Source organism: Sphingopyxis sp. KK2 (genome assembly GCF_001990265.1).
In the GTDB taxonomy this organism is placed as follows: domain Bacteria; phylum Pseudomonadota; class Alphaproteobacteria; order Sphingomonadales; family Sphingomonadaceae; genus Sphingopyxis.
The window spans coordinates 1-23,613 of the sequence record NZ_LYVN01000059.1; the positions used below are offsets into that span (position 1 = coordinate 1).

Genomic DNA, 23,613 nt, shown 5'->3' on the forward strand with positions numbered 1-23,613 from the left:
CCATCAGCGCGATCGTCTGCTGCACCGACACCGCCTCGCCGGGGCTGACGAGGATATGCGAGAGGTGCGCGTAGCGGGTGCGCAGGCCGCCGCCATGGTCGATCTCGACCATCTGGCCATAGCCGCCGGCTGTCCCTGCAAAGGCGACGGTCCCCGGCGCGGCGGCGAGGATCGCCGTGCCCGCGCGCCCGGGCATGTCGAGCCCGGCATGGACGCGGTGGCTGCCATTGATCGGATCGGCGCGAGCACCGGTTCGGGCGGCGGCGCCGACCAGCCGGTCATCCGGTCGCGGACAAGGCTGCTGTCGCCCGTCGGCAGCGATTCCGCCTCGGCTGCATTCGCGCTTGCCGCGATGCAGAGCAGCCCGAGGGCGATGGGGAAACGGAGAGCCGGGGGGACTGGCATTTCTAATTATGACGTAGCCGTTCCGGGCTTCCCTTGGACCGATGTGCAAAAATAAAAATTGGCCGAAATCGTTACGGAATACGCCGCCTTTCTTCGTCTTTGGCTTTGTCACCAGCCTTTGCACCGAAAGGAAGCGGAAAATGAATTCCACCGAAAAGCGCATGCTCGACATGCTCAAAAAAGGCCGCGACGATTTTGGCGTGGTCGCGGTCAAGGCCGAGTTCGAGGCCGAAGGAACGCGCCCCGACGAACTGCTGCGCCTGCTCGAACTGACCTGGCGTGCCGACCTGAAATTCGCGCTCAAGATCGGCGGCTGCGAAGCGGTCACCGACCTCCATGCCTCGAAGCTCTATGGCGCCGACTACATCATCGCGCCGATGATCGAGACGCCCTATGCGCTGTCGAAATTCGTCGACGCCGGCAGCAAGGTCTATGGCGCCGACCGCGGCGACACGCGCCTGCTGTTCAACCTCGAGACCGAGACGACGCTCCAGAATCTCGACGCGATGCTGCCGCTCGCCAAGGAGATCGACGGCATCGTCTTCGGCCGCGTCGATTTTACCCTGTCGCGCGGCCTGCCGCGCGGCGCGATCAACGACCGCGCGATCACCGACGCGGTGCTGCGCGCGGCGCATGCTTGCGCCAGCCATGACCTCGAACTCGTTGTCGGCGGGTCGGTGTCGGTCGAGGCGGCGGCGGCGCTGCGCGAAATCCGCGCCGTGCGGCTCGACCGGTTCGAAACGCGCAAGATCGTGTTCGACGGTGCGGCGGTGGAAGCGGCGAACTTTGACGCCGGGGTCGCCAATGCGGTCGCCTTCGAACTCGCCTGGCTGCAGAACAAGCGCGACTATTATGGCGCGATCGCCGCCGAAGACCTGCCGCGCATCCGCATGATGGAAGAGCGTGCCGCCGTCGCCAAGCGCGTGGCGCCCGCCAGCCTGGCGGCCTGATCCGGTGCTTCCGCGCGAGCAGGTCGAGGCGCTGATGCGCTCGGTCGCCGCCGAGGTGATGATGCCGCGCTTTCGCCGGCTCGCACCGGGCGACATCGACGAGAAGAGCAAGGGCGAGGTCGTCACGATCGTCGATCGCGAATGCGAGCGGCGGCTGCATGACGGGCTCGCGAAGCTCGGGCTTGGCGCGCGGATCATCGGCGAGGAGGCGGCCGAGCTTGACCCCGATCTGCTCGCGGAGGCAGGCCTCGGACTCGTGTGGCTGATCGATCCGCTCGACGGCACCGCCAATTTTGCCGCCGGGCGTGCGCCCTTCGGCATGATGGTCGCGCTGGTCGAGGATGGCGAGCCGCTGGCAAGCTGGATGCTCGACCCGCTGGCGGGGCGGATGTGCTACGCCGAACGCGGACAGGGTGCGACGGTCGACGGCCGCCCGGCGCGGGCGCGCAGCACCCGGCGCAAGCAGCCGCGCGCGGCGCTCGGCACGCATTTCCTGTCGGCGATCCGCCGCGACCGGGTGCATGGCGCCGCGCGCCGCGCCTTCGACGTCCAGCCGGTGCCGCGCTGCGCCGCCGAAAGCTACCCGCGCCTCGTGCTCGGGCAGGACGATATCGCGCTGTTCCAGCGCATCCTGCCTTGGGACCATGCGGCGGGCGCTTTGTTCCTGACCGAAACCGGCGGGAAGGCGACGCATTGGGACGGGCGGCCGTACCGCGTCGGCGGGACGGGGCAGGGCATGCTCGCCGCGACGACGCCCGACCTCTGGCAGACGGCGGCGGACATCTTGCTCGGCGCCGAAGCCGGGCTGGTCGAAATGGAAGAAGCAATCTGATGATTCATGGGTGGAAGGCGCTGGCGGCGCTGTCCTTGCTGGGCGCGCTGCCCGCGTCGGCGCAACTCGCGTCGCCGGTCGGCGGTGCGGGCGACACGGCGGCGAGCCGCGGTGCCGCCGAACAGGTGGCGGTGCCGGTGGTCGAACTGCCGCCGATCGTGCCGGCGGTGATCGAGGCGCCGACGCCCGAAGCCGTTCCCGAACCGGCGGACCGCCAACCGGTCGCGAAGGTCGCGCCGCCGCCGAGCGAATTCGAAACCTGGGTGTCGTCGGTCGCAGGCAAGCCGCTGCGCCGTTTCGGATCCGAACTGCTGGTCCCCGGCGCGCGCGATTTCACCGCGCCCGCGACCACCGCGATCCCGCCCGATTACCGGCTCAACCCCGGCGACGAGTTGCTGATCGGCCTTACCGGGTCGGTGCAGGCGTCGGGCCTGCGGCTCGTTATCGACAGCGAGGGGCGCATCTTCGTGCCGCGCGTCGGCGCGATCCGCGTTGGCGGGGTGCGCTATGGCGATGTCCATGGCGTGATCGAGCGCGAGGTGTCGCGCCAGTATCGCGGTTTCCACCTCGAGGTCGGGGTCGCGAAGCTCAAGGGCATCACCGTCTATGTCACCGGCTTCGCCGCGCGGCCGGGATCGTACAGCGCGAACAGCCTGTCGACCCTCGTCAACGTCGTCATGGCGGCGGGCGGCCCCGCATCGGGCGGCAGTTTCCGTTCGGTCCAGCTTCGCCGCGGCGGCCAGCTCGTGTCCGATTTCGACCTCTACGACCTGCTGCTGAAAGGCGACACGCGCGGCGACGCGGTGCTGCAGAATGGCGACGTGCTGTATGTTGCACCCGCGGGCGCCGAGGTCGCGGTGATCGGCAGCATCAACCGCGAGGCGATCTTCGAACTCGCGCCCGGAGAAACGGTCACCGACGCGATCGTCTACGCCGGCGGAGTGAGCACCGTCGCCGACGACGGGCGGCTGATGTTGCTTAACGCGCTGAACCCCGATGCGAGCGGCTGGCGCGAATTGTCGGCTGCCGACGCCGCGAGCAGCAAGGCGCGGCGCGGCGACGTGATCCGCATCCTGTCGAACATCGGCATCGCGCGCCCGCTGCGTCAGCAGCCGGTACTCGTCACGCTGAGCGGCGAGGTCGCACGGCCCGGCCATTACTATGTCCAACCCGGCACGCGCATGGCCGATGTCGTCGCGCAGGCGGGCGGGTTGACCGGCGAGGCCTTTCCCTATGCCAGCGTCATCACGCGCGAGAGCGTCAAGCACCAGCAACGGCTGAGCTACGACCGCGCGATCGACGATGTCGAACTGCTGCTCGCGGCGCAGCCGGTGACCTCGGTCAATCGCGCCCAGCTCGCGCAGCCGGGCAATATCGCGCTGATCAACAGCATCGTCGACCAGCTGCGCAAGCGCGAGCCCGACGGGCGGCTGGTCTTCGACATGTCCGTCGACAGCGCGGCGCTGCCCGCCGACCTGATCCTTGAGAACAACGACATCGTACATATCCCGGCGCGGCCGGTGACGGTCGGGGTGTTCGGCGCGGTCCCGAGCCCGGCCTCCTTCGCCTATCGCGATGGCGCGACGGTCGCCGATTTCGTCAAATCGGCGGGCGGGGTGCAGAATATCGGCGACAAGGACGAGATTTTCGTCGTCCGCGCCAATGGCACGGTGCTGGCGGGCGGCAAGCGCGCGCTCAAGGCGCCGGCGCTGCCCGGCGACCTCGTCTATGTGCCGATCGACGCCAATCGCGGCGAATTCTGGGCGCGGCTGCGCGATATCACCGGGACGCTGTTCAGCGGGCTGGTCGGGGCGGCCTCGGTCGCGGCGGTGACGCGATGAACCGTCTGACGGGCATGATCGCCGATCCGCGCTGGCGTCGGCGCTGCTATGCGATCGCCGCGCTGCTCCTCGCGCTGCTGACGATCTTTCCGCAGCCCTATGTCGCGCGCGCGAAGCTGCTGCCGCAGGACAGCAGCAGCATCGGGCTAGGCTCGACGCTCAACGCGCTCGGCGGTCAGCTTCAGGGCTTTGCCGCGCTGTTCGGCGGTGCGAAGCAGCAGACCGACATGTATCTCGCGGTCAGCCGCAGCGCAGAGGTTGCCGATGCGGTGATCAAGTCGCTGAAGCTCGTCGGCCCCGGTGGCTATGACGATGTGACCAGCGCGCGCATCGCGCTCGCGAAAAAGGTCGACGTCCACACGCTGACCGGCGGCATCGTCGAGGTCGAGGCGCGCACGCACGACGCCGAAGAGGCCGAGAAGCTGACACGTGCCTATGTCGCCGCGATCGGCACGCGCATCGTCGCGCTCGGCAAGGATCGCGTCGAGCGCAAGCGCGCGATCGTCATGCAGCGCTTCCGCGAAGCCGGCGACCGCGTTGTCGCGACCGAACAGGCGCTTAATGATTTCCGCCGCCGCAACCGGCTCGCCGAACCGCAGGCCGAACTCGGCGCGGCGCTGTCGGTGCGTGCGGGGCTGGAGGCGCGGCTGCAGGCGAAGCAGGTCGAACTGCAGACGCTCGAAAAGGTGCAGGGTCCCGAAAATCCGCAGCTGATGACGGTGCAGACCGAGGTCGCGTCGCTGCGCGCGCAGATCGCGCGCTCGGCGCAGCCCGCGGCGGGCGCGGCGGGGCCGAATGTCGCGGGACTCAGCGAGGTGTCGGGCGAATATCTCAACCTCTATCGCGACTATCGCTTCGCGCAGGCGCTGTACGAGGTCTATGCGCGCTCGTCCGAAGAAGTGGCGGTCGAAACGCTGGCAGGCGAAACTGCGGCGAGCGTGCAGGTGCTCGAAGCGCCGCGCCTCGACGCCGACCGCAAATATAATGTCGCCGCGGTCGCGCTGCTCGCTTTGGTCATGCTCGGCGCGATCTTCACCGAAATCTATGCCCCTGCGACGGGCATCCGGCTGTTCGGGAAACGCGCGGTATGACGGGACAGGATGCGCCCCCCGAATTGTCGATCGTCATTCCCTGCTTCAACGAGGCGGCGAATGTGCGCGCGATCTGCGCTGCGGTGACGGTGCAGGCCGAGCGCCACGCGCTGGGGCACGAGATCATCCTGATCGACAATGGCTCGACCGACGGCACGCGCGACATCATGCGCGCGATCTGCGCCGATGATCCGCGTGTCCGGGTGATCCTCAACAACCGCAATTACGGCCAGATGCGCTCGCCGACCTATGGGCTGTACCAGGCCGAAGGGCAGGCGGTGATCGGCATGTGCGCCGATTTCCAGGACCCGCCGGGGCTGATCCGCGAATTTCTGAGCCAGTGGCGCGACGGCGCACAGGTCGTGCTGGGACAGCGGCGGTCGGAAAGGGCGTCGCCGCTGCTGCGCGCGGCGCGACACCTCGGCTATGGCTTCCTGAACCGCTTCGGCGACTATCCGGTGATCCCGGGCGCGACGGGTTTCGGGCTGTTCGACCGCGAGGTGATCGACACGCTCGCGACGTGGAACGAGCCCGAACCCTTCTTTCGCGGCATGGTGGTCGAAAGCGGTTTTCGCATCGCGCTCGTGCCGTTCGACCGCCCCGAGCGCGCGGCGGGCGAGAGCAAGAATGATTTTGCCGCGCTCGCGTCCTTCGCCTTGTCGGGGCTGGCGGGGTCGGCAAAGTCGCTGCTGCGTCTGCCCCTGTTCCTGTCCTTCTATGTCGGGCTGCTCGCGCTCGGGCTGCTCGTTGCCGCGCCGGTGGCGCTGGCCTTCGATGGGCCGGTGTGGGCGCTGCTCGGCCTCTCGCTCGGTTTCCTGATCTTTGCCGTGCTGCTGCTCTTCCTCGGGCTGATCGGCGAGCAGGTGCGGATGCTCGCCGAACGCAGCCGCAACGTGCCGCTGGTGATCGAGGAGGAACGGATCAATTTTCCCGTGCCGCGCACACGGCCCGCGGCGCGCACACTCATCCGCCGCGCATGACGTCGCCGCGCGCCCGCCTGCTTCCGCTGTGGCCGGAGGTCTTGCTCGCGTTCGCCGTCGTGGCGAGCGCGGGGTGGACGCTGCATGTCTTCCGCGACGCCGGTTACCTGCCGCAGCCCTTCGTGTTCGACACCAACGACACCTATATGGACTGGTTCAACACCGCCTATTGGGCGAATAATCGCGGCATTTACGACGTGTGGCGGAGCATCTATCCGCCGCTGTCGTTCGTGTTCCTCGACGCGACGAGCCTGCCGGGCTGTTATCTGCACAACAGCTTCACCGCGCGCGATTGCGACTGGCTGGCGCGTTCGACGATCCATGCCTTCTACCTGATCGACGTGGCGCTCGCATGGGTCTGCTTCCGTCGCCTCGACCGCCGCACCGCGCCGATGCGGACGCTCGCGATCGCGCTGGGGCTGCCGATGCTGTTCACGCTCGAACGCGGCAACCTCATCCTCGTCGCCTTCGCCTTCTTCATGATCGCGCATGGGCCGGTGACTGCGTCGAAGCCGTGGCGCTGGTTCGCGGCGGCGGTGACGATCAATTTCAAACCCTATCTGGTGCTGCCGATGTTCGCGCATGCGGTGAAGCGCGACTGGCGCACGCTCGAGGTCGCCGGGATCGCGACGATAGCGCTCTATCTCGTCACGCTCGCGCTGGTGGGGTCGGGGACGCCGATAGAACTCGCGTCGAACACCGCCAACTGGGTCGTCTTCCAGGGCGGGCAGGTGTGGAACGAGGTCAATTATTCAACGAGCTACGCGCCGCTGTTGATGTTCCGCACGCTCGACATCCCGCTGCTGCAATTCGTGCCGTCGCGGCTGATCGAGACGATCGAGTTTCTGGTGCCGATCGTCATCCGGTCGACCCAACTCGTCGCACTTGCGGCGCTCGCGGCGGCATGGCTTCAGCCGAGGGCGCTGCCGACGCACCGCATCGCGGCGATATTGCTTGGCGCCTATCTGGTGACGCAATCGCCGGGGGGCTACACACAGCTCTTCCTGCTCTTCCTTGTTCTGATGGAAAAGTGGGAGGGGACAGGGCCGATCGCCGCGATCGCCTGTGCCTATCTGCTCTGCCTCGTCGGCGACTGGCCGCTCGCGACCGTGCTCGACGTGACGAGCAACAGCTGGCTCGGCGAGCGGACGGTGACCGCGAGTTTCGGGCTGACCGCGGGGCATTTCATCCGCCCGGGGCTGATCGTCCTGATCGTCTGGGCGCTGTCGCTCGACAGCATCGCGCGGGTGGCGCGCGCGCACCGCGATAGCCGGCCGTCGCTCGGACTGGTGCCGGCATGATCCTCGACGAAGACCTCACGGCGATCGACCGCCAGCTCGCACCGCACTGGGCGGGGCTGAACGGCGCGCGCATCTTCATTACCGGGGGCACGGGCTTTATCGGCCGCTGGATGCTCGAAGCGCTCGCGCGCGCGGCGTGCGATGCCGAGGTCGTGATCCTGAGCCGCGATCCCGCCGCCTTTGCGGTGAAGGCGCCGCATCTTGCCAGGAGATTCCAGTTCGTTGCGGGCGATGTCTGCGACTTCGTCGCGCCCGCGGGCCGCTTCACGCATGTCATCCACGCCGCGACCGACGCCAGCGCTTATCTCAACGCGCATGACCCGCGCCGGATGTTCGACACGATCGTCAGCGGCACGCGGAACGCGCTCGATCTGGCTGTCGAGCGCGGAGCGGGGCGGATGCTCTTTTTGAGTTCGGGCGCGGTCTATGGCGCGCAGCCGTGGGACGTGACGCATGTCGCCGAGGACTGGTCCGGCGGTCCCGATCCGCGCGACCCGAAATCGGCCTATGGCGAGGGCAAGCGCGCCGCCGAACTGCTCTGCGCCATCTATGGCAAGCAGTTCGGGCTCGACGTCGTGACGTCACGCATCTTCGCGTTGCTCGGCCCCTTGCTGTCGCTCGACATCCATTTCGCCGCGGGCAATTTCATCCGCGACGCGATGGCGGGGCGGGCGATCCGCATCGAGAGCGCGGGCACCGCGGTGCGCTCCTATCTCTACGCCGCCGACCTGACCGCCTGGCTGTGGCTGATGCTGCTGCGTGCGCCGCGCGGCGCGACCTGGAATATGGGGTCCGAGGAGGCGGTGTCGATCGCCGACCTCGCGCGCCGCACCGCCGCCGTGCTCGGCGGACCCGGCGTCGAAGTGCTGGGTCGCGAGGACGCGGGGTGGAACCCCGGGCGATACGTTCCCTCGACCGCGCTGGTCCGCGAAAGCCTCGGCGTCGAACCGACAATCTCCCTCGATGCGGCGATCCGCCGCACCGCAATCTTCAATGGATGGAAAAAATGAGCCAGATCAAGCTCTCCGACTGGGTCGCCCAGTTTCTTGCCGACCGCGGCATCGCCGATATCTTCATGCTGACCGGCGGGGGCGCGATGCACCTCAACCATTCGCTCGGCATGCATCCCGCGCTGACGACGACCTTCACCCATCACGAACAGGCGCTGTCGATGGCGGCCGAGGCCTATTACCGGCTGACCAACCGGCTCGCGGTGGTCAATGTCACCTCGGGGCCCGGCGGCACCAATGCGATCACCGGCGTCTATGGCGCCTATGTCGATTCGATCGGCATGCTGGTGATTTCGGGGCAGGTGAAGACCGAGACGACGGTGCGCCACACGGGGCTGCCGCTGCGCCAATATGGCGACCAGGAACTCGATATCGAGGAACTGGTGCGGCCGATCACCAAATATGTCACCATGGTCACCGACCCGCGCTCGATCCGCTACCATCTCGAAAAGGCACTGTATCTCGCGGCGAACGGCCGGCCGGGGCCGGTGTGGCTCGATATCCCGCTCGACGTGCAGGCGGCGAAGATCGATCCCGAGGATTTGCTGCCCGGTTTCGATCCCGCCGAACTCGACGAGCCGTGGCGGCGCGACGATCTCGATAAGGTTGCGGCCGAGATATTGGACCGCATCGCCAGCGCCGAGCGTCCGGTCGTCTTTGCGGGCAGCGGGGTGCGGCTGAGCGGCGCGCATGCCGAATTCATCGCGCTGATCGAGCGGCTGGGCGTGCCGGTCGTCACCGGCTGGAACGCGCATGACGCGCTGTGGACCGACCACCCGCTCAACTGCGGCAAGCCGGGCACGGTCGGCGATCGCGGCGGCAATATGGTGACGCAGAGCGCCGACCTGCTGCTGGTGTTGGGGAGCCGGCTCAACATCCGGCAGGTGAGCTACAACTGGAAGAGCTTCGCGCGCGAGGCGTACAAGATCTGGGTCGATATCGACCCCGTCGAACTCGCGAAGCCGACCGTCGTCGCCGACATGCCGGTGACCGCCGACCTCGCCGAGCTGATCCCGGCGCTGCTGGCGCAGCCCTATGCCGGGCCGAGCGACGCGCAGCGCGAATGGCTCGGCTGGGCACGCGGGCGCGTCGCGGCCTTCCCCGCGGTGCTGCCCGAATATCGCGAGCATGACGTGCTGGTGCACCCCTATGTCGCGATGGACGAATTATTCGCGCAGCTCGGCGAAGACGACATCGTCGTCACCGGCAACGGCAGCGCCTGCGTGGTGGGGTTCCAGGCGGCGCAATTGAAGCACGGCCAGCGGCTGTGGACCAATTCGGGCTGCGCGACGATGGGGTACGACCTGCCCGCCGCGATCGGCGTCTGCGCCGCCACCAAAGGTCAGCAGCGCGTCGTCGCGATCGCCGGCGACGGCAGCATCATGATGAATTTGCAGGAGATGCAGACGATCGCGGGCTACAACCTTCCCGTGAAGGTCATCCTGATCAACAACAGCGGCTATGTCTCGATCTTCCAGACGCAGCGCAATTTCTTCAACGGGCAGGAAGTCGGCGGCGGGCCGAAGAGCAATGTTACCTTCCCCGATTTTTCGAAGATCGCGGCCGCCTTCGGCTTTGCCTACGCCCGCGCCGCGAGCCATGCTGAACTGGAGGGTGCCATCGCGGCGACGCTCGCGGCGGATGGCCCGGCCTTCTGCGAGATCATGGTCGACGAGCATGTCGGTTTCGCCCCCAAGCTCGGCGCGAAGCAGCATGCCGACGGGCGCATCACCTCGCCCGCGCTCGAGGATCTGTCGCCCTTCCTGCCGCGCGAGACGCTCGCGGCGAACATGCGCATCGCGCTGATGGACGAGGCATGAGCCAGATCATGACGGTGCGCTTCCTCCGCCTGGGCAAGCCGCTGCGCTTCCTTGCGGCGGGGGCGCTCAACACCGCCTTCGGGCTCGCCTTCTACCCGTTGCTCTTGTGGGCGGTGCCCGAGTTCCACACCCATTATCTGGTGGCGCTGGGCGTGGCACAGATCGTCTGCCTGTGCTTCGCCTTCATGACGTACAAGCTTGGGGTGTTCCGCACGCGCGGCGATTTGCTGCGCGAATTCGGTACCTTCTCCAGCTTCTATGCGGTGAATTATGCCGCCAATTGGGTGGCACTGCCCTTGCTCGTCGAACTCGGCGGCGTGCCGCCGGTGGTCGCGCAGATCGGCTTCACATTGGTGCTGATCGTCGGCAGCTGGTTCTGGCACAGCCGCGTCACCTTTCGCGATCATGGCGTACGATGAGCAGTCCCGCGCTCCGGGACCGCGCCTGTCCGCTCTGCGGGTCACACGACGCGCGCGAGGAGATTGCCAGCGAGCCGCGCGCCGAGGCCTGCTCGCTCCGCGATCTGCACCCCTATTGGTACGGCATCGACCAGGAACGGCGTTTCTTCACCTATCATCGCTGCGCGCAGTGCGAGCAGCTCTACAACCGCGACTTCTTCGACCAGCGCCAGTTGACCGATCTCTATTCGGCGATGTTGCCGAACATGGCGGTAGTGCCCGAAAGCGCGATCGCGGCGACGCAGCGCGGCTATTATGACGATGCCGCGCCGTCGGTGGTCGCGGGCGGCGCCTATCTGGAAATCGGTCCCGACGTCGGTCATCTGGCGCGCGAAGCCGCGAGGCGCGGGCGCTTTCGCCACTTCTGGCTGTTCGAGCCCAATCGCGCCGTGCATCCCGAACTGCGCCGTGCGGTCGGCGCGATGCCGACCACGATCCAGTCCGACATGACCGACCTGTCGGCGGTGCCCGATGCATCGGTCAGCCTCGCCGCGATGGTGCATGTGCTCGACCATCTGCTCGACCCCGCGCCGATGCTGCGCGCGGTGCGGGCGAAGCTGCGGCAGGGCGGGGTGCTGATCATCGTCACGCACAACGAACGTTCGGCGATGCGCCGCCTGCTCGGGCGCCGCTGGCCGGTCTTCTGCCTCCAGCACCCCCAGCTCTACAATCCGCGCACGATCGGACGCCAGTTGCGACAGGCGGGTTTCGGCACGGTGCGCGTCAAGCGCAGCCGCAACGTCTTTCCGGTCGATTTCCTCGGGCGACAGGCGCTGCAGGCGGCGGGGCTGCGCGAGCTCCATTTGCCGCTGCCCCGATGGCCCGTCGGACTGCGGCTCGGTAATATGCTCACCCTCGCCAGCGCCGACTGAGATGGCGGTCACCGCTTCCCGGCAGCGCTGGCTCAAACGTGCGGCGCTGCTGGCAATCCTGCTGCTCGCGCTGTGGCTGCGCCTCGACGGCGTCGGCTTCGGGCTGCCCGCGCTCAACGATCCCGACGAGGCGCTGTTCGTCACGACCGCGCTCGAGATGCTCGAAAAGCAGAGCCTCAATCCCGGCTGGTTCGGCCATCCGGGGACAACGACGCTCTATTCGATCGCGCTGGTCATCGCGGGCGTCGCCGGCATCGGGATTGCCACCGGGCGCTACGCCGACGCCGATGCGCTGGCGGCGGCGGTCTACGCCGATCCGGGCATATTGTTCTTGCCCGCGCGGCTGATGATCGTCGCTTGCGGGTTGCTCTGCGTCTGGCTCACCTGGCGGCTCGGCAAAAGGCTGGGCGGCGTGCGGGTCGGGCTGGTCGCGGCGGCAGTGCTCGCGGTCAATCCCGTCCATATCGAATATTCGCAGATCATCCGCACCGACGTGCAGGCGAGCGTCTTCATCCTGCTCGGCGCGCTGGCGGCGCTGACGGTCGCCGAGCGCGGGCGGCGGCGCGATTATCTGATCGCGGGGCTGTGCGCCGGGCTTGCCTGCGCCACCAAATGGCCTGCGGCGGCGGTCGGCGTGACCGCGCTCTGCGCCTGGGCTGGGCGACGCGCCGAGGGGGACCGCGACTGGCGGGGGCCGCTGTGGCTGATGGCTGCCGCCGCGCTCACACTGATCGTCGTGTCGCCCTATCTGCTGCTCGATCATGCTACGGTGGCGCAGAATCTGTCGGGCGAGGCGCGGCCGCTGCACCCCGGTGCGACCGGGGAGGGATTTTTCGGCAATCTCGGCTGGTACGCCGCGGGGCCGTTGCTGTCGTCGCTGGGTATCGCCGGGCTGGCGCTGGCCGTGCTCGGGACGGTCTGGGGCGCGGGCAATGCGCGCCGGTGGACGATCGTGATCCTGCCCTTCGGCCTGCTGTTCCTTGCGATGATCAGCGGGCAGTCGCTGCGCTGGGAGCGCTGGATCGTGCCTCTCTTGCCTTTCGCCGCGATTGCCGTCGCGCGCGCGCTGTGCGGGCTGGCCGACCTGCTCCCGGCGCACCCGATGCGCGGCGCGGTGCAGCCACTCGCGTTGGGGCTGCTGTTGCTGCCGATGATCGGAACCGCGCGGAGCGAAGCGACCGAGCGCCGCCACGACACGCGCCAGATCGCCTCGGCCTGGTTGCGCGCGCACGCGCCCGCGGGCAGCAGCATATTGATCGAACATGCCGCCTTCGACCTGCTCGGCGCCCCCTTTGCGCTGCGCTTTCCGATGGGATCGGCGGGCTGCGTCGAGGTGCGCGATTTGCTTGCCGGGCGGGTGAGCAATTCCAAGGTCGACCGCACGCGCGGCGGCGGGGCGGTGGTCGATGTCGGCCATGTCGCGATGGCGCGGATCGAGAGCTGTCGGGCCGATTATGCGGTCGTCACCAACCATCTGCGATACCGCGCCGACCCTGCGGCCTATCGCGGCGAACTCGCGCGCTATGACCGGTTGCTCGCGAACGGGCGGTTGCGTTTCAGCGCGAAAGCGGTGCCGGGCGACAGCAGCGGTCCGGAGGTGCAGGTGATCGAACTCGCGCCGCTGCAATAAATTTCCGTCGTTCTGCGCGATACGACCAAGGTCGTGGTTATCAGCGCGATCGAAATATCCTATCCTGCCGACCTATCAGTGGATGGACGGAATCGAATGGCAGGGAACAAGCCGAAATACCGGACCTACAACCACCCTGCAGGCGGGTGGGGCGCGGCGGCAGCGACCGCGAAAGTGCTCATGGAGCAGAGCGTCGTCGGCAAGGGATCGCGCGCCCTGCTGTCGATGAACCAGCCGGGCGGCTTCAAATGCCCGAGCTGCGCCTTTCCCGACGCGACCTGCACCAAGAAACTCGAATTTTGCGAAAATGGCGCCAAGGCGCTCGCGCACGAGGCGACGAAATTCCGCGTGACGCGCGACTTTTTTGCGCAGCACAGCGTCACCGCGCTGATGGACCAGTCGGACTATTGGCTCGAGATGCAGGGGCGGCTGACCGAGCCGATGCGCTACGACGCCGTGACCGACCATTATGTGCCGGTGAGTTGGGACGATGCCTTCGCGCTGATCGGTCGGCACCTCCGTGCGCTCGACGATCCGAACGAGGCCGAATTCTATACCTCGGGCCGTACTGCGAACGAGACCGCCTTCCTCTATTCGATCTTCGTGCGCGAGTTCGGTACCAACAATTTCCCCGATTGTTCGAACATGTGCCACGAACCGACGAGCCGGGGGCTGCCGCATTCGATCGGCGTGGGGAAGGGCACGGTGATCCTCGACGATTTCGAGCATGCCGAGGCGATTTTCCTGATCGGCCACAACGCAGGGACCAACGCGCCGCGGATGATGACGCCGCTCGTCGAGGCGCGCAAACGCGGGGTGCCGATCGTCGCGGTCAACCCGATGCCCGAACGCGCGCTGATTAAATTCACCGAGCCGCAGGACATCGTCCAGATGGCGACCTTCGGCGCCACCGAGATCAGCAGCGAGTTCGTCCATATCGCGATCGGCGGCGACCTTGCTTTCCTCAAGGGCATGATGAAGGCGCTGTTCGAGCGCGAGGATGCGGGCGAGGCGGTGCTCGATCAGGCGTTTATCGCCGAGCATACGGCGGGCTATGCGGCGCTTCGCGACGATATTGCCGGGCAGAACTGGGACGAGATCGTCGCGGTGTCGGGCATCGCCGAGGAACAGATCCGCCGCTGCGCCGAAATCTACATCCGCTCGAACGCGACGATCATCTGTTACGGCATGGGCATCACCCAGCATCAGGAAGGATCGCGGCTCGTCCAGCAGATCGCCAACCTGCTGCTGCTCAAGGGGAATTATGGCAGGCCGGGTGCCGGTATCTCGCCGATCCGCGGTCATTCGAACGTGCAGGGCGACCGCACCGTCGGCATCGACGAGAAGCCGAGCGCAGCCTATCTCGACAAGGTCCGCGAGGTGTTCGGTTTCGAACCGCCGCGCACGCACGGCCATCATACGGTCGAATCGATCGAGGCGATGCAGGCGGGGACCGCGAAGGTCTTCATCGGGCTCGGCGGCAATTTCGTGCGCGCGGTGCCCGACACCGATCGCGCCTATGCCGCGATGCGCAAGCTGAAGCTGACCGTCGGCATCGCGACCAAGCTCAACCGCGGGCATCTGGTGCATGGCGAGGATGCGCTGATCCTGCCGGTGATCGCGCGGTCGGAGCGGATCGCGACCGCGAAGGGCGAACAGTTCGTCACGATCGAGGATTCGATGTCGAACGTCACCGCGTCGCGCGGCGTGCTCGATCCCGCGAGCGAGCATCTGCTCACCGAGACCGAGATCGTGTGCCGCATCGCGATGGCGACCCTGCCCGAAAGCAGGGTCGACTGGGCGCGCTATATCGACGATTATGACGCGATCCGCGACAGGATCGCCGCCGTCTATCCCGCGCTCTACGAAGGGTTTTCGGAGCGGATCAAGGCGCCGATGGGGTTCCACCTCGACATCGCGCCGCGCCGCCGCGTGTGGAATACCCCGAACGGCAAAGCCAATTTCCTGATCCTGCCGGGGCTGCACGCCAACGCCCCCGTCGCCGACCTCGCGATGCTGCGGCTCGCGACGGTGCGCTCGCACGACCAGTTCAACACGACGATCTACAGCTACAACGACCGCTATCGCGGCGTGTATGGCGACCGGATGATATTGTTCATGAACGCCGACGACATCGCCGACCGTGGGCTGGCGGCGGGAACGAAGGTCGGGGTCGAAACGATCGGCGGCGACGGGATCGCGCGGCGCGTCGAGGGGCTGACGATCATCGACTATCCGATGTCGCGCGGGTCGGTCGCGGGCTATTATCCCGAGCTCAACCCGCTGCTGCCGCTCGCCTTTTACGACAGGATCAGCGGCTGTCCGGCAGCCAAGTCGATCCCCGTGCGCATCGTGGCGAGCGGTGGAGCGGAATAAGGCCTTCGCGCCCGGGCGACATATCGCGCCGGTCCGTTTCCTGATCTTTGCCGCGGTGCTGATCGTCGCGACCGGCGGAGCGGCGGCGCTGGATTATGATCCGCGTACCGCCTTGTTGCTTGGCTTCGATGTTGCCGCGATCGTGTTTCTCGCCATCGTGGTACCGCTGCTGTCGTCGGATGCCGACGGCATGCGGCGGCGCGCCGAGGCGAACGACGCCAACCGCGCCGGGCTGCTGGCGATTTCGGCGCTCTTGTCGCTCGTGATCCTGTTCACCGTCGGCGCGCTGATCGCCGATCCCGGCAGCCTCGGGCGGAAGGACGTGATCCTGATTGTCGCGACGCTCGCGCTCGCCTGGTTGTTCGCGAACATGATGTTCACGCTCCACTATGCGCATCTCTTCTACCTGCAGGCGAAGGGGCGCGACCAGGGCGGGCTCGACGTCCCCGGCACACATGAGCCCGATTATTGGGACTTCCTCTATTTCGCCTTCACGCTCGGCATGACTTTCCAGACCTCCGACGTCAGCGTCACCGGCGCGCATATGCGCCGCGTCGTGCTCGGCCATTGCATGGCGGCCTTCCTGTTCAACATGGGGATATTGGCGTTCACGGTGAACGCGCTCGGCGGACTATAGGCCGGTCAGGCGGTCGAGGTCGGCGATGCTGTTGATGTTCGGCGGCACGAAATCGCTCATCACCGCGCGCGCGCCGATGCCGTTGCCGAAGCGGCGGACCGAACGGTCGTCGCTTTCGGTGAGCTGTTTTTCGAAGGCGTGACGCGCCGACACCGGCCACAGCCCGATCACCGGCTGGCTGGCAAGATAGGCGGGCGCGGGTTCGAGCAGCGCGCGCAGGTCGGCGGGCAGGCGGACGCAGTCGACCGAGATGCAGAGCAGCTGGTCGAAACCCTCCTGTTCCGCATGGCGCAGCGCCCCCGCGATGCCGCCCATCGGTCCCAAGTCGGGCGCCGGCCAGTCGGCGATCATCGGCTGATCCGGGGTGGCGCGGCCGACGATAACGACGGCATCGACATGCGGACGCAGCGCCGCCAGCGCATGGTCGAGCAGGCTTTGTCCTTCCAGCAGCGCTTCCGCCTTGTCCGACCCGAAGCGCGACGAGCGCCCGCCCGCAAGCACGGCGCCGAGCGTCTTCATGCGATCAGCCCGCGTTCGTCGCCGACGACCAGCGCCGAGTCGGCGCGCGCAAGCGTCACGAGGGTCAGCCCCGCATCGATGGCGCGCTCGGCGGCGAGGCTGGTCGCGGCCGAGATGGTGACCAGCATCGGACAGCCCGCGCGCACCGTCTTTTCGACCAGTTCATAACTGCAGCGCGCCGACAGCAGGATGAAGCCGCTGCCCGGATCGATTCCCGCGCGGGCGAGTGCGCCGATCAATTTGTCGAGCGCATTGTGCCGCCCGACATCCTCGCGCACGCAAAGCATGCGGCCATCGGGCGCGCAAAAGGCGGCGGCATGCGCGGCGCCGGTCGCGGCGCCCAGCGGTTGCTGGTCGGGCAGCGCGGCGAGCGCCGCCGCGATCGCGTTGCGGTCGGTCGCGATGCGCGCGGTGAGCGGGGGCTGGGGGCGCAGTATCTGCTCGATATTCTCGATCCCGCACAAGCCGCAGCTGCTTTCGCTAACGCGCTTGCGCGCACGTTCGAGCGCGATTTCGGTGCGTTCGGGCGGCAGCCAGATCCGCAGCGCGATGCCGCCTTCGAGCGGGTGGACGTCGATGCTGCGGATCTGGGCCGCGCTTTCGGCGAGCCCTTCGCCGAGCGCGAAGCCGACCGCATAGTCCTCGAGGTCCGACGGTGTCGCCATCATCACCGCATAGCCGATGCCGCAAACCTCGACCGAGATCGGCGCCTCGATCGGCAGCGCGCGCGGGGTTGCGGCATCGTCGGTACCCGCGAAGTCGAGCCGGCGCATCGTTCTGGAAACGGTCTGGAGCGGCGTCATCGCTTTGCCATAGGGGGTTGCGGCCGCCGCGCAAGCGCCGCCGCTAGATCAGCACGAAGACGAAGAGCAGCGACGCGCAGAAGCTGACCAGCGTAGCAAGCGCCACCGGCACCGCGGCACGCCAGCCCATCGTCATCAGCAGCCCGAGCTGCGTCCGCATCGCGGTCGCGGTCACCGCGAACAGCAGCAGCGCCTTCGACGCGGTCAGCGCCCACGCCTGCACCGCGGCGGGCGTCGCGACCAGGCTGTTGAGCACGACGAGCGCGAGGAAGGCGACGATGAACCAGGGCAGGGCGAGCCGGCGGAGCAGGCCGCGCGGCGCGCCGTCGCCGCCCTCGGGGCGCAGCATCAGGCTCGCCAGCGCGACCACCGGCGCGAGCAGCGCGACGCGTGCGAGCTTGACCACCGTCGCGTCGGCGCCCGCGGCGTTCGAAAAGGCATAGCCGCCGCCGATCGCCTGCGCGACGTCGTGGATCGACGCACCGATCAGGAAGCCCGCCTGCCGGTCGGACAGGCCGAATTCGGCCGCCAGCATCGGATAGAGCGTCATCGCGAGCGCACTGGCGAGCGAAATGCCGACGAGGGTCAGCGCGAACTGCGCCTGCGGCAGCCGCTGGCGCCCGATCACCCCATAGAGCGCGAGCGCCGCGCTGGCGCCGCAGATCGCGGTGGCGCCGCCCGCGAGCAGCCCGGCGTAGGGCGACTGGCCCGCGATCCGCGCGCCGAGCAGCCCAGCGCCGATCGTCAGCGCCATTACGACGAGCAGCGCGCCGAACGGCCCGGCGCCGAGCACTGCGATCTGTGCGAAGGTCACCTGCAGTCCGAGCACGACGATGCCGATCCGCAGGCAGGTGCGCGACGCGAAATCGAGCCCGCGATGCGTGCGCTCGTCGGCCGAGATGAAGTTGAGCGCGAGCCCGACGAGCAGCCCGAGCAGGATGATCGGAAAGCCATAATGGTCCGACAGCCACGCCGCTGCCGCCGACGCCGCCGCGCAGGCGGCAAGGCCGGGGAAGAAGCTGCCTTTCGGCGCGGTGCCCGCGGCGGTCTGCGCCAGATGCAGTTCGCCGAACAGGTCGCCGCCGCTCGGCAGGTTGTTCCAATGCGCGTGGCGCATCGACGTCAGTTCGTTTCTGTCCAGCGCTGTCATAGTGACGCGCCATATCGCCAAGCGAGCCGCGCGCGCAAGGCTTCTCTTGCGAAGGGCAGGGCGCACGGCTTAAGCAGACAGCGATGGTCAGCAGGGGAAGCGACGCCGTGACGACAAAAGGCCAGCCGGGTGCGGAGCGCATGCGCGCATGACCCGGGCGACGATCAAGGATGTCTCGCGCGTCGCCGGCGTGTCGATCAAGACCGTGTCGCGCGTGCTCAACAAGGAACGCTATGTCAGCGACGACATGCGGCAAAAGGTCGAGGAGGCAGTCGCGCGCCTCAACTACCACCCCAGCCTCGCGGCGCGCACGCTCGCCGGGCGGCGCTCGTTCCAGATCGGGCTGATCCACGACAACCCCAGCCCCTATTATATCTTCAATATGCAGGCGGGGGTCGGGCAGCGCTGCCGCGAGGCCAATTTCCGCATGATCATCCAGCCGTGCGACATCAACTCGCCCGGCCTCGTCGACGACATCGGCGCGCTGATCGACCAGGCGCAGCTCGACGGCATCATCATGACCCCGCCGGTGACCGACGTCGGCACCGCGCTCGCCGAATTGTTTCGCCGCAAGATCCCTGTCGTCCGTGTCCAGCCGGGGACCGATTTGACCGCAACCTCAGCGGTTTACATCGACAATGTGCAGGCCGCCGACGACATGACGGCCTATCTGATCTCGCTCGGCCACCGGCGGATCGGCCTCGTCACGGGCCATGCCAATTATTTCGCCAGCGGCCAGCGTCTGACCGGTTACCGGCAGGCGCTGCAGCGCGCGGGCATCGGTTTCGACGCCGCCCTCGTCCAGCCCGGCCAGTTCGATTTCCAGTCGGGCGCCGCCGCCGCCGAGGCGCTGCTCGCGCTCGCCGAGCCGCCGACCGCGATCTTCGCGAGCAGCGACGAAATGGCCGCCGGCGTGCTCGCCGCGGCGCATCGCCTGGGCGTCTCGGTTCCCGAACAATTGTCGGTCGCGGGCTTCGACGACACCGACCTAGCGCAGGTCGTCTGGCCGTCGCTGACGACGATCCGCCAGCCGATCCGCGACCTAGGCTATGCCGCCGCCGACTTGCTGCTCGAGTTCGGCGAGACGATCGAGCGGCGGCAATTGCCGCACGAACTGATCGTGCGCGGGTCGACCGCAGGGCCTAAAACCTAACGTCATTGCGAGGAGCCGAAGGCGACGCGGCAATCCAGAGCCGTGCACGGCCGCTCTGGATTGCTTCGCTTCGCTCGCAATGACGAGTGAAGAATTCGCTGTCCTTCGCGCTATGACAACGTTATCTTATCGGCCAAGGACAGATTCGGGGAGAGACGATCTTGGCGCAAATCGCCGATAAACGCCGCTGGCTGGTGGTGGGGCTCGTGTTCGTCGCGATCGTCCTCAACTATGTCGACCGCCAGATTCTCGCGCTTCTGAAGCCGACGCTGCAGTTCGAATTCGACTGGAGCGACCGCGACTACAGCCATATGGCCTCGGCCTTCCAGTTCGCCGCCGCGATCGCCTTCCTCGGTACCGGCTGGTTCATCGACCGCGTCGGGCTGCGCTGGGGCTTCGCGATCGGCGTCGGGGTGTGGAGCCTCGCCGGCATGGCGCATGCCTTTGCGACCACCGTCTCGGGTTTCGTCGCCTCGCGCGCGGTGCTCGGCGCCGCGGAATCGATCGGCACCCCCGCAGCGGTGAAGACCGCCGCCACTTATTTCAACGCCAAGGAACGCAGCTTCGTCCTCGGTCTCGGCGGCATCGCGCCCAATGTCGGAGCGATCCTGACGCCCTTGCTGATCCCCGTGATGGCGCTGATGTGGGGCTGGCAGGCGACCTTCCTGATCGCGGGCGGGCTCGGGCTCGTCTGGGTCGTCGTCTGGCTGATGGTGCGCATTCCCGAACAGCCCAATGCCGCGCGCGACGCCGCCGCGCCGAAGATCGCGTGGAGCAGCCTGCTCCGCGACCGCCGCCAATGGGCGGTGATCCTCGGGAAAGCGCTGACCGATCAGGTGTGGTGGTTCCTGCTCTTCTTCATGCCCGACCTGTTCCACCGCCTGTTCGGGCTGACGCAGGGCACGCTCGGCTATCCGGTCGCCTTCGTCTATCTGATGGCCGCGCTTGGCGGCATCACCGGCGGCTTCCTGCCCTCGTGGCTGATGGGCCGCCGCGGCTGGACCGTGAACGCCGCGCGCAAGACGACGATGCTGATCTACGCGCTGCTCATCCTGCCGGTGCCGCTGCTCGTCGGGGTCGACAGCGCGTGGGTCGCGGCGATGATCCTCGGCCTCGCGCTCTTTGCGCATCAGGGCTTCTCGACCAACCTCTTCGGCCTGACCACCGACGTCTTCCCGGCGCGGATCGTCGGCTCGGCGATCGGCATCGGCGCCTTTGCCGGCAACCTCTCGGGCATGGCGATGATCGAGTTCGCGGGCTGGTCGCTCGACACGGGCAGGGGCTATATGCCGATGTTCCTCGTCTGCGCCGGGACCTATCTCGTCGCGCTCGCCGCGATCCACCTCATCCTGCCGAAAATCGTCGCGATCGACGAGGACGACGACGGCGAAGTGCAGGTGCTGGCGCATTGAATGCCGCCTTCGTCATCCCCGCGAAAGCGGGGACCCGCCTTAATCTTCTTTGTGCCTTTGTGTCTTTGTGTGAAAATTCGAAATCTCACACAAAGGCACCAAGGCACAAAAAGGGGTAGGATTTCGGACCTGGCGAGGTCCGTCGTCTCCTATCTGATTTGCGAATAACCCGCTTCCATCCGACCAACATTTGGAGTATATGACAGCGATGTCAGATTTTCTTCCCGCTCCCGCGACCGTCAACCTCGCCGGTCATGACGTCGCTCCGATCGCCTGGGGCATGTGGCGCTTTGCCGGCGCCGATGTCAGCGTCGCCCGCGCGCGCATCGACGCGGCGTTCGAGGCGGGGGTCACCCTGTTCGACACCGCCGACATCTATGGCTGCGACACCCCCGACGGCTTCGGTTCGGCCGAAGCCTTGCTGGGCCGGGTCTTTGCCGAGGCGCCCGAACTGCGCGACCGCATGATACTCGCGACCAAGGGCGGGATCATCCTCGGCACTCCCTATGACAGCAGCGCCGCGTACCTCACCTCGGCGATCGACATCTCGCTGAAACGCATGAACACCGATCATGTGGAACTGTGGCAGATCCACCGTCCCGACCTGCTCACCCATCCGCAGGAAATCGCACGGACGCTCGAGGACGCGCACAAGGCGGGCAAGATCGGCGCGATCGGCGTGTCGAACTTCACGACCGCGCAGGCCGCCGCGCTCGCCAAATTCCTCCCCGTTCCGCTGGTCAGCCACCAGAGCGAATTTTCGCCGCTGCACCTCGCCCCGCTGTTCGACGGCATCTTCGACCAGTCGATGGAGCGCGGCATGGCCTTCCTCGCCTGGTCGACGCTCGGCGGCGGCCGGCTCGGCGATCCGGCCGACGAGCGCACGCGCGCAGTCGCCGGACTGCTCGACGCGAAGGCCGCCGAATATGGCGTCTCGCGCGCCGCCGCGACCTACAGCTGGGTGATGGCGCATCCCGCACGCCCGATCCCGATCGTCGGCACGCAAAATCCGGACCGGATCAGGGAAATTCCGCAGGCCTTCGCCCCGCGCTGGACGCGCGCCGAATGGTATGCGGTGCTGCAAACATCGATGGGGGAGAATCTGCCATGACCGACCGCTCGTGCGAAGTCAGCTGGTTTTCGGCGCTCTGCGACGACGACTATGAATTTCTGGGCGTTCCCGATCCGATGCTCAAGTCGAGCTGGGAACATTGCCGCGACATCGTGGTGCAGGCCGACACCCTGGGGTTCGACAATATCCTGCTCCCCTCGGGTTACGCGCTCGGCATCGACACCACCGCTTTTGCCGCGGCGATCGCGACGATGGTCAAGAACATCCGCCTGCTGATGGCGGTGCGCATCGGCGAAAGCTGGCCGCCGCAGCTCGCGCGCCAGATCGCGACGATCGACCAGATCCTCGGCGGCCGCCTGACGGTCAACATCATCTCGTCGGACATGCCGGGCGAGACGATGGACTCCGAACCGCGCTACCGCCGCACGGTCGAGGCGATGCATATCCTCAAGACCCTGCTCAACGGCGAAGAACTCGACCATGACGGCGAGTTCTGGAAGCTGCAGGTCGCGCCCGCGCGCGTCGGCACCGTCTCGGGCAAGGCGCCGCCGCTCTATTTCGGCGGGCTGTCCCCCGCCGCGCGCGACGCCGCCGCGAAGGGCTGCGACGTCTTCCTGATGTGGCCCGACCGCGAAGAGGTGGTGAAGGACATCATCGCCGACATGACCGCGCGCGCCGCCGCTTATGGCCGCACACTGAAGTTCGGCTACCGCGCGCATATGATCGTGCGCGACACCGAAAGCGAAGCCCGCACCGCCGCCGACCGCCTGCTCTCGAAACTCGACGCCGCGAAGGGCGCCGAGATCAAGGCGAAGTCGCTCGACTCCCAATCGTTCGGCGTCAACGCGCAGGTCGCCCTGCGCGAGGCCGCCTCCGACGACGGCTATGTCGAGGACAATCTCTGGACCGGCGTCGGCCGCGCCCGATCGGGCTGCGGCGCCGCGATCGTCGGCGACCCCGACCAGGTGCTCGCGAAGCTCGCCCGCTATCAGGACATGGGTATCGAGGCGTTCATCCTGTCAGGCTACCCGCACGCCGCCGAAGCCGACCTCTTCGCGCGCCATGTGCTGCCGAAGATGACGCACGGGCCGCTGGAGCTGTAGGGGACCGTCGCCCCCGCGAAAGCGGGGGCCGCTATCGGCCAAGCTCTCAGCGGCTGCGTAAACCGCCAGCGGCCCCCGCTTTCGCGGGGGCGACGGTTTTTACCCCGCCCAGACCTGCGCATAGAGCATCGCCATCTCCTCGCTATCGGGCACCCGCGGATTGTTCGCGGGCGATCCCGACGCCGCTGCCTGCGCGCA

Annotated in this window: 21 protein-coding genes; 17 read left to right on the top strand and 4 right to left on the bottom strand. The window is 67.4% G+C overall.

Annotated elements, in window-relative coordinates; genetic code table 11:
- On the bottom strand, positions 1 to 196 hold a 196-nt coding region (locus B1A78_RS23115; RefSeq protein WP_179102029.1), incomplete at its 3' end, for a M23 family metallopeptidase.
- 349 nt (positions 197 to 545) lie between these two features.
- Between B1A78_RS23115 and B1A78_RS11480 the strand changes: the two genes are divergently transcribed.
- From B1A78_RS11480 to B1A78_RS11540, 13 genes are all read left to right on the top strand, one after another.
- Positions 546 to 1,355, top strand: coding sequence for an aldolase/citrate lyase family protein (locus B1A78_RS11480; protein WP_179102030.1), 810 nt, complete (start codon positions 546 to 548; stop codon positions 1,353 to 1,355).
- A 4-nt stretch (positions 1,356 to 1,359) separates the two neighbouring features.
- Positions 1,360 to 2,187, top strand: coding sequence for an inositol monophosphatase family protein (locus B1A78_RS11485; RefSeq protein WP_306171653.1), 828 nt, complete (start codon positions 1,360 to 1,362; stop codon positions 2,185 to 2,187).
- Positions 2,187 to 4,028 carry an SLBB domain-containing protein gene (locus B1A78_RS11490; protein ID WP_077147098.1) on the top strand — a complete coding sequence of 614 codons (1,842 nt, stop codon included), beginning with the start codon at positions 2,187 to 2,189 and terminating at the stop codon, positions 4,026 to 4,028. Before B1A78_RS11485 ends, B1A78_RS11490 begins: the two co-directional genes overlap by 1 nt.
- Positions 4,025 to 5,119 (top strand): capsule biosynthesis protein, encoded by a 1,095-nt coding sequence (locus B1A78_RS11495; protein ID WP_077147099.1) that lies wholly within the window; start codon positions 4,025 to 4,027, stop codon positions 5,117 to 5,119. The genes B1A78_RS11490 and B1A78_RS11495 overlap by 4 nt, the downstream gene beginning before the upstream one ends.
- The gene (locus B1A78_RS11500) at positions 5,116 to 6,099 is read left to right on the top strand and encodes a glycosyltransferase family 2 protein (RefSeq protein ID WP_077147100.1); all 984 of its coding nucleotides are present in this window, start codon (positions 5,116 to 5,118) and stop codon (positions 6,097 to 6,099) included. Before B1A78_RS11495 ends, B1A78_RS11500 begins: the two co-directional genes overlap by 4 nt.
- A 59-nt stretch (positions 6,100 to 6,158) precedes the next feature.
- Positions 6,159 to 7,400, top strand: a complete 1,242-nt coding sequence (locus tag B1A78_RS11505; RefSeq protein ID WP_256837928.1) for a hypothetical protein — start codon at positions 6,159 to 6,161, stop codon at positions 7,398 to 7,400.
- Positions 7,397 to 8,410, top strand: a complete 1,014-nt coding sequence (locus tag B1A78_RS11510; protein ID WP_077147102.1) for an NAD(P)-dependent oxidoreductase — start codon at positions 7,397 to 7,399, stop codon at positions 8,408 to 8,410. The genes B1A78_RS11505 and B1A78_RS11510 overlap by 4 nt, the downstream gene beginning before the upstream one ends.
- On the top strand, positions 8,407 to 10,230 hold the full coding sequence (locus tag B1A78_RS11515) for a thiamine pyrophosphate-binding protein (RefSeq protein ID WP_256837930.1): 1,824 nt from the start codon (positions 8,407 to 8,409) through the stop codon (positions 10,228 to 10,230). The genes B1A78_RS11510 and B1A78_RS11515 overlap by 4 nt, the downstream gene beginning before the upstream one ends.
- Positions 10,227 to 10,649: a GtrA family protein gene (locus B1A78_RS11520; RefSeq protein ID WP_256837932.1), complete on the top strand. Its 423-nt coding sequence runs from the start codon at positions 10,227 to 10,229 to the stop codon at positions 10,647 to 10,649. Before B1A78_RS11515 ends, B1A78_RS11520 begins: the two co-directional genes overlap by 4 nt.
- Positions 10,646 to 11,560 (top strand): class I SAM-dependent methyltransferase, encoded by a 915-nt coding sequence (locus B1A78_RS11525; RefSeq protein WP_077147104.1) that lies wholly within the window; start codon positions 10,646 to 10,648, stop codon positions 11,558 to 11,560. Before B1A78_RS11520 ends, B1A78_RS11525 begins: the two co-directional genes overlap by 4 nt.
- 1 nt (position 11,561) lies before the next feature.
- Positions 11,562 to 13,190: a glycosyltransferase family 39 protein gene (locus B1A78_RS11530; RefSeq protein ID WP_077147105.1), complete on the top strand. Its 1,629-nt coding sequence runs from the start codon at positions 11,562 to 11,564 to the stop codon at positions 13,188 to 13,190.
- A 96-nt stretch (positions 13,191 to 13,286) separates the two neighbouring features.
- Positions 13,287 to 15,566 (top strand): FdhF/YdeP family oxidoreductase, encoded by a 2,280-nt coding sequence (locus B1A78_RS11535; protein ID WP_077147106.1) that lies wholly within the window; start codon positions 13,287 to 13,289, stop codon positions 15,564 to 15,566.
- Positions 15,553 to 16,203 carry a DUF1345 domain-containing protein gene (locus B1A78_RS11540; RefSeq protein ID WP_083734092.1) on the top strand — a complete coding sequence of 217 codons (651 nt, stop codon included), beginning with the start codon at positions 15,553 to 15,555 and terminating at the stop codon, positions 16,201 to 16,203. The genes B1A78_RS11535 and B1A78_RS11540 overlap by 14 nt, the downstream gene beginning before the upstream one ends.
- Here B1A78_RS11540 and B1A78_RS11545 read toward each other — a convergent pair.
- From B1A78_RS11545 to B1A78_RS11555, 3 genes are read right to left on the bottom strand one after another with little or no spacing between them, the layout of a single operon-like run.
- Entirely contained in the window at positions 16,198 to 16,722 is a 525-nt protein-coding gene (locus B1A78_RS11545; protein ID WP_077147107.1) for a molybdenum cofactor guanylyltransferase, read from the bottom strand. The genes B1A78_RS11540 and B1A78_RS11545 overlap by 6 nt on opposite strands.
- Positions 16,719 to 17,525, bottom strand: coding sequence for a formate dehydrogenase accessory sulfurtransferase FdhD (fdhD, locus tag B1A78_RS11550; protein WP_077147108.1), 807 nt, complete (start codon positions 17,523 to 17,525; stop codon positions 16,719 to 16,721). Before fdhD ends, B1A78_RS11545 begins: the two co-directional genes overlap by 4 nt.
- 43 nt (positions 17,526 to 17,568) lie before the next feature.
- On the bottom strand, positions 17,569 to 18,675 hold the full coding sequence (locus B1A78_RS11555; RefSeq protein ID WP_256837937.1) for a YeiH family protein: 1,107 nt from the start codon (positions 18,673 to 18,675) through the stop codon (positions 17,569 to 17,571).
- 148 nt (positions 18,676 to 18,823) lie between these two features.
- On the opposite strand from B1A78_RS11555, the gene B1A78_RS11560 reads away from it, so the two are divergent.
- The 4 genes from B1A78_RS11560 (at position 18,824) to B1A78_RS11575 (ending at position 23,415) form a co-directional block, all read left to right on the top strand.
- Positions 18,824 to 19,828, top strand: a complete 1,005-nt coding sequence (locus B1A78_RS11560; RefSeq protein ID WP_077147109.1) for a LacI family DNA-binding transcriptional regulator — start codon at positions 18,824 to 18,826, stop codon at positions 19,826 to 19,828.
- A gap of 161 nt (positions 19,829 to 19,989) precedes the next feature.
- Entirely contained in the window at positions 19,990 to 21,240 is a 1,251-nt protein-coding gene (locus tag B1A78_RS11565; protein ID WP_077147110.1) for an MFS transporter, read from the top strand.
- A 199-nt stretch (positions 21,241 to 21,439) separates the two neighbouring features.
- Complete coding sequence (locus B1A78_RS11570; protein WP_077147111.1) at positions 21,440 to 22,351, top strand: aldo/keto reductase family oxidoreductase; 912 nt, start codon at positions 21,440 to 21,442, stop codon at positions 22,349 to 22,351.
- Positions 22,348 to 23,415: an LLM class flavin-dependent oxidoreductase gene (locus B1A78_RS11575; protein ID WP_077147112.1), complete on the top strand. Its 1,068-nt coding sequence runs from the start codon at positions 22,348 to 22,350 to the stop codon at positions 23,413 to 23,415. The genes B1A78_RS11570 and B1A78_RS11575 overlap by 4 nt, the downstream gene beginning before the upstream one ends.
- Positions 23,416 to 23,613 lie beyond the last annotated feature (198 nt).